Raw genomic sequence first — 6235 nt, 5'->3', positions numbered from 1 at the left:
GGGGGCCGCGGCGTCGGCGCCCTGCTCCTCGCCGTAGCCGTGATCGTGGCTGGTGGCGGGGGAAGGCGGTCCGGGCCTGCGCGCCGCCTTGGCCGGTTCGGAGCCGGCCGGTCCGGCCGGTCCGTCGGAGCCTTGAGAGCCGTCGGAGGCCTCGGAGCCGTCTGAGGCGTCGTCCGGGGCGGAACCGGGCGCGTGCGGCGAGACGGCCGGTGCGGCCGGGACGGGCCGGGGCGTCGGGTCCGGTACGGGGGCGGGGCTTGGCACGGGGTGCTGGTCGGACAGGCCGGATCGCGGGGTGGGGTGCGGGTCGGAGGGGCCCGAGGGTGGGGTGGGGTGCGGGTCGGACGGGCCAGGGCCCGGGAGGTGGGACGCGCGGGACCCCCGGGAATCGCTCCCCGCGTCCGGCACGGCCGCCCTCCGGGTCGAACGCGGGGCGCTGACCGCCGGAGGCAGTTCCTCGGGGTCGATCCGGGTCAGCAGATGACTGCCGACCCGCAGCACCGCCCGCACTCCGCCGTACGGCGACGGCGAGGTCAGGTCCACGCTCAGATCGAACTGCCGGGTCAGCTGGCCGACGGCCGCCAGTCCCATGCGCGGCGGGTCGCCGAGCTCGGTCAGCAGGATCGGGTCGGAACCGGCGACCATCCGCTGGGCCCGGGCGCGCTCGTCCTGCGTCATGCCCAGGCCGGCGTCGTCCACGGTGACGCACACCCCGTGGTGGACCGCCTCCAGATTGACCACGACCTCCGTGTCGGGCGCGGAGTGCCGCAGCGCGTTGTCGAGGAGCTCGGCGACGATGATGGCGACCGGCTCGACGGCGTGCGACACCAGGGCCGTACCGGCCGCGAGGTGATTGCTGACCCGGACGCGCCGGTAGCCCGCGAGCCGGGCCTGACCACCCGTCACCGCGTCCACCAGATGGGATTCCTCCCGGGCGAGCCCCACCCAGGCCCCGCACACCACTGCGGCGATCTGCGCGCGCCGCAGCGACTGCTCGTTCTCGTGGTCCAGCTCGAACAGGGTCTGCGCCAGCTCGGGGTCGTCGTAGCGCTGCTGTAGTTGGCGCAGGGCGTCCTGCAACCGGTACAGCGCCGCCTGGATCTCCCGGGTGGCCCCGCGCATCCCGGCCTGCGCGGCCGCGTCGATCCGGGTGCGCTGCGCGGCCAGCTCGGCGTGCAGCCCCTTCAGGACCTGCTCCAGGGCGGCACCCAGCGGCGAACCGGCCAGCTGCGGGTTCAGCGGGCCGGGCTCCGTGACGTGGGAATGTGCGGCCTGCCGGGCCGCGGCGGGCACCCGCCGGGCCGCAAGGTGCTCGACTTCGGACGTGAACGCCCGCGACGTCCCGTCGAGTTGGGCCCTCAGTGCGGCTGTCTTGGCGCGCTGCGCGGCCAGTTGCCGCCGTGAGCGGAGCAGGCCGCCGCCGAGGGCGAACGCGGACAGGGTGCCGAGGGCGAGGGCGCCGACAGCCAGGTCCGGTACTTCGATCATCGAGTCGATTCCAGGAGGGAGTCGGGCAGGGTCGGGTCCGAGGTGCTCTGGCGAGCCACCCGCAGCACAGTACACACCGTCATCGACCGGTCTCGCACGGTGTCACGCCACTTCGTTCCGAAAGTGACCGGTGTCTGTGGGCTTCCGGGGCAACTGTCTGAATTGCCGCACAGGGGAGGGGAGTTGGTGGTGCGTACGGGTCTGACCGTCCGGAGCCCGCGACCGCGACCCGGCCGTCACTCACCGTGACCGGACCCGGCTGTGTGCCCGCCAGGAGGAGGGGTACCCGTCCGGCGCCTGAAGAGGTCCGCTCCGCGAGAAGGAGGCCCGCATGAGCAGTGGATCGGAGACCGGCGGTGTGACCGGTACGCAGGACAAGGACTACAACCTGATCTGGTATGTCGAGGCGTGCCTGAACAACGCCCTGCGCCTGGAGAGCTACATCCAGGATGCGGAACGCGCCAAGGACACCGAGGTCGCGGACCTGTTCCGCAAGGCCCAGGCGGACAGCCGCAAGGGCGCCGAACTGGGCAAGGGGCTGCTGCGCGCACGCCTCGACGGAGGCTGAGGCTCACCGGCCCCGAGGGCCCGGACCCCGCGGGGGTCCGGGCTTTCCTCCTGTCAGAGCCGCAGAGCCGCAGAGCCGCAGGGCCGCAGAGCCGCAGGGCCGCAGAGCCCCAGCCCCCGTGGCCGGAGAGTCTCAGAGCCGGAGAATATCGCTGACCTGCTCGGCGAGTTCGTCCTCCGTCAGCGTGCCGTCGACTGTGACGGCGGGCAGCCCCAGGCGCGCGGTCTCCTCGTGCAGCCGCTCGGTGAACAGGGCGTCCCGGACGGCGAGGTTGTGCTCCGCCCGCAGCGGATCACAGGTGCGCTGCGTGAATCTCGCCTCGGACGCGGCACGGCTCTCGAAGGCGGCCCGGCGGAAGTCCGGCGTGGGCAGCAGCCAGACGGCATGTCCGGGCGCGGTGAGCAGCGGCTCCACCAGGTGCGGCAGCAGGCGGAACCCTTCGACTACGACAGGCGTCTCCCGGGGCATCCGTGCGACATCCTCGACGATCAGACCGAACGCCTCGCCCCGGAACCAGTGGAACGTGTCGAGCATGGTCCGGGGGGACCGGTGGACCCATCGCTCGTCCATGTCCATGGCCATGAACGTGTGCAGGAGGGGCGCTTCCGTGGCGGTGGACCGCCGCGCGTGATCCGCCATCACGTCGTCGGTCGCGTAGAGACGCCAGCCGTGCCGACGGGCCAGCCGGCGGGCCATCGTGGACTTGCCCGCGCCGCTCCCGCCCCCGATCCAGTAGACGTGCCGCACGCTTCTCCCTCTCCTGTGGCCCGGCCCGGTTGTCGGTGGCGGCTGCCACGATGCCGGCAGTTCACCATCGCATCCCCGGGCGAGAGGAGTTGACTGTGCGCAGGCCGGTCGAGGGAGAGGTCCATGTGCACTACGGGCAGATCTACGTCGAGAGCGACCCGGACGGCTACGGACCGGATCTGGCCGAGGCGTTCGCCGGGCAGAGCGCGGGGCTGTGCGGGGCGGCGACGGCGGGAGCCCTCTGGCTGAGCACCGGCCTGCACACCGGCGAGGTCGGCTTCACGGTCGAGGTGCACGACCACGCCCCACCGCTGGACGAATCCTGGGAGGACGTGGTCGAGGTGTCCTTCCGCCCGGTCTCGGCGGACAGCGTGCTCATGGAGTGGGCGGGGGAGGACTCCTGGGACCTGGGGCTCGACGAGACCGACTACCGGGTGCGCTACTGCGCCACGGGCATGGACCGGGCCCGCGCGGCGGACACCCGCGGGGACGACGTGCCGCAACTGGACTGCTACCTCCTGCAGTTCTGGCCCGCGGCGCCCGAACCGGCCCGTGTCGTGAAGGAGACGTCGCGCACCGCCGCCCACTGGCACGGCTACGCCCGTGACCTGCCGCCCCCGCCCACCCCCGCCGAGCGGGCCGAAGCCGAACGCCGGGCCCGCATCGCGCAGGAGACGGCGGAACGGGAGCGCAGGCTCGACCGCGAACGTCGGCTGTGGGGCGGGCGCCTGCCCAGCGATGCTCTGCGCGCCGTCGGCGGCAACGTCTCGGGGCTGCGCGACTTCGACCCCGGCCTGCTGCACGCCCTCGACGCCGCGGGGCCCGCCACCCAGCGCGCCGTTGCCCTGCTGGCAGCCCGCCGGGCCTGCGAGGCGGCCGGGCTCACCGCCCTCGACTGGGTGACCGAGGCGCTCGCGGAACTGGACGAAGGCCGCCCGCTGCCTCCGCCCTTCGACGACGACACCCGCATGTGGCACGCCCTCGCCTCCGACCCGGCCTGCCCGGACCGGACCGTCGGCCGGGCGATCCCGCCCGAACGGCCGTCCTCCCAGGACTCATCGTCGGCGCCGGGCACGGTCGCGCCGTCGCCCCAGGAGGCGGCAACGCTGGTGGTGGGCCCTGCGAGGGCCGTCGCCCGGCTGTCGAGCCCGCCGCCGGCCCCGGCTTCCGAGGGCGCGGGCCAGTCGAGCCTGCCCCCGGCCCCGGCTTCCGAGGGCGCGGGCCAGTCGAGCCTGCCCCCGGCCCCGGCTCCCGAGGGCGCGGGCCAGTCGAGCCCGCCGCCGGCCCCGGATCCCGCAGCCGCAGTGCTGTCGAGCCCGCCCGGCCCTGGATCCCGGCCGGTACGGCCTGCTCGTCGGCTTCGGCCCGCCGGATCCGTCCCTGCGCATCTCGCAACCGCACGCGGCCCTCCCCGCCGTGACCGGCGCCGCCGAACCCGACCCGCTCCGGGCGGCCGTGGACGCGGTGTACGCGGCCGTCGTCACCCACGGTGAGAACTGGCCCGCCCTCCTCGCGGAACTGGGGTCCCTCTGCCGGGAACGGCCCGCCCGGTCACCCGGACGTGAGTGACCCCGCTGCTCCGGGTACCCGGCCCGTCCCGCCAGGACCGGCCGGGCGGTTGCTCACGGCACCGGCCCGGCCGGCCGCCGGTCACGAGCCGAAGGAGCCCACGCACATGACGGACGTATCCGGTACCGGCCCCGCTCCGGGCGACGACCGCAAGGTACTCACCAACCGCCAGGGCCATCCGGTCTACGACAACCAGAACCAGCGCACCGTCGGCGCCCGCGGCCCCGCCACGCTGGAGAACTACCAGCTCCTGGAGAAGATCAGCCACTTCGACCGGGAGCGCATCCCCGAGCGCGTCGTGCACGCCCGCGGCGTCACCGCCTACGGCCACTTCGAGGCCTACGGCACCTGGGGCGACGAGCCCATCAGCGGCTACACCCGGGCCAAACTGTTCCAGGAGCGCGGCAAGCGCACGGATGTCGCCGTCCGCTTCTCCACCGTCATCGGCGGCCGCGACTCCTCCGAAGCCGCCCGCGACCCGCGTGGTTTCGCCGTCAAGTTCTACACCGAGGACGGCAACTGGGACCTGGTCGGCAACAACCTGGGTGTCTTCTTCATCCGCGACGCCATCAAGTTCCCGGACGTCATCCACGCCCTCAAGCCGGACCCGGTGACCTTCGAACAGCAGCCGGGCCGCATCTTCGACTTCATGTCGCAGACGCCCGAGGCGATGCACATGCTGGTCAACCTGTTCAGCCCGCGCGGCATCCCCGCCGACTACCGCCACATGCAGGGCTTCGGCGTCAACACGTACAAGTGGGTGAACGCGGACGGCGACACCAAGCTGGTCAAGTACCACTGGATGCCCAAGCAGGGCGTGCGCAGCATGACCGAGGAGGACGCGGCCAACGTCCAGGCCGACACCCTCGGCCACGCCACCAAGGACCTGTACGAGGCGGTCGCCCGAGGTGACCACCCGGAGTGGGAGCTGCTCGTCCAGATGATGGACGACCACGACCACCCGGAGCTCGACTTCGATCCCCTGGACGACACCAAGACCTGGCCCGAGCAGGACTTCCCGCCGAAGCCGGTGGGCCGGATGGTCCTGGACCGGATGCCGCGGGACTTCTTCGCCGAGAACGAGCAGATCTCCTTCGGCACCGGCGTCCTCGTCGACGGCCTGGACTTCTCCGACGACAAGATGCTCATCGGCCGGACCTTCTCCTACAGCGACACCCAGCGCTACCGGGTCGGCGCGAACTACCTGCAACTGCCCGTCAACCAGGCCAAGAACGCGGACGTGCGCACCAACCAGCGCGACGGCCAGATGACCTACCACGTGGACGGCGGGGGTGAGAACCCGCAGGTCAACTACGAGCCGTCGATCACCGGTGGCCTGCGCGAGGCCCGCTACCCGACCCACGACGAGCAGGGCCCGGAGATCACCGGCCGGCTCACCCGCAAGCGCATCCCCCGCACCAACGACTACCTCCAGGCCGGGCAGCGCTATCTGCTGCTGGAGGACTGGGAGCGCGACGACCTGGTGAAGAACTTCATCGGTCAACTGTCCCAGTGCGACCGGGCGGTCCAGGAACGCATGGTCTGGCACTTCCTGCTCGTCGAGAACGACCTCGGCCTGCGGGTCGGCGAAGGACTGGGCATCGGCCCGGAGGACGTGGCCGGACTGGAGCCGCTGGCGAGCCAGGACCTCACGGACGACGACCGCGAACGCCTCGCCAACCTCGGCAAGAACGAGCCGCGCGACGTGGAGGGCCTCACGATGACCCACTGCGTCCCCGACGAACGGCACGTCGTGACCCGCTGACAGTCACCCCTCCAGGGCCGAACGGGCCACCGAGAGGGCCTGCTCCGCGTATCCCCGGCCGAACAGCACGGCGTGCACCAGCAGTGGGAACAGCTGGT

At 72.6% G+C, this 6235-nt stretch carries 5 protein-coding genes and 1 pseudogene; 3 read left to right on the top strand and 3 right to left on the bottom strand.

Features of this window, described 5'->3' with window-relative positions:
- On the bottom strand, positions 1-1488 hold a 1488-nt coding region (locus AB0E85_RS39565), incomplete at its 3' end, for an ATP-binding protein (RefSeq protein WP_361937604.1).
- Between the two features lie 331 nt (positions 1489-1819).
- On the opposite strand from AB0E85_RS39565, the gene AB0E85_RS39560 reads away from it, so the two are divergent.
- The gene (locus tag AB0E85_RS39560; protein WP_031139576.1) at positions 1820-2056 is read left to right on the top strand and encodes a hypothetical protein; all 237 of its coding nucleotides are present in this window, start codon (positions 1820-1822) and stop codon (positions 2054-2056) included.
- A gap of 132 nt (positions 2057-2188) precedes the next feature.
- Here AB0E85_RS39560 and AB0E85_RS39555 read toward each other — a convergent pair whose 3' ends face one another.
- A complete protein-coding gene (locus AB0E85_RS39555) occupies positions 2189-2803 on the bottom strand; it encodes a hypothetical protein (RefSeq protein ID WP_361937603.1) in 615 nt (204 codons plus the stop codon).
- 95 nt (positions 2804-2898) lie between these two features.
- On the opposite strand from AB0E85_RS39555, the gene AB0E85_RS39550 reads away from it, so the two are divergent.
- Entirely contained in the window at positions 2899-4296 is a 1398-nt protein-coding gene (locus tag AB0E85_RS39550; protein WP_361937602.1) for a hypothetical protein, read from the top strand.
- A 182-nt stretch (positions 4297-4478) separates the two neighbouring features.
- Entirely contained in the window at positions 4479-6137 is a 1659-nt protein-coding gene (locus AB0E85_RS39545) for a catalase (RefSeq protein WP_361937601.1), read from the top strand.
- 3 nt (positions 6138-6140) lie between these two features.
- Here the strand turns inward: AB0E85_RS39545 and AB0E85_RS39540 are convergent.
- Positions 6141-6235 (bottom strand): annotated as a pseudogene (locus AB0E85_RS39540) (fructosamine kinase); the annotation flags it as partial.

The organism is Streptomyces sp. NPDC029044, assembly GCF_040637495.1.
Lineage (GTDB): Bacteria > Actinomycetota > Actinomycetes > Streptomycetales > Streptomycetaceae > Streptomyces.
The sequence above is the reverse complement of the archived record's forward strand: the minus strand, read 5'-3'. Positions and strand labels throughout refer to the sequence as shown.

Excerpts from the sequence above, each read along its gene's own strand:
- AB0E85_RS39560 (WP_031139576.1), top strand. The coding sequence starts at position 1,820 with ATGAGCAGTGGATCGGAGACCGGCGGTGTGACCGGTACGCAGGACAAG.
- AB0E85_RS39545 (WP_361937601.1), top strand. The coding sequence starts at position 4,479 with ATGACGGACGTATCCGGTACCGGCCCCGCTCCGGGCGACGACCGCAAG.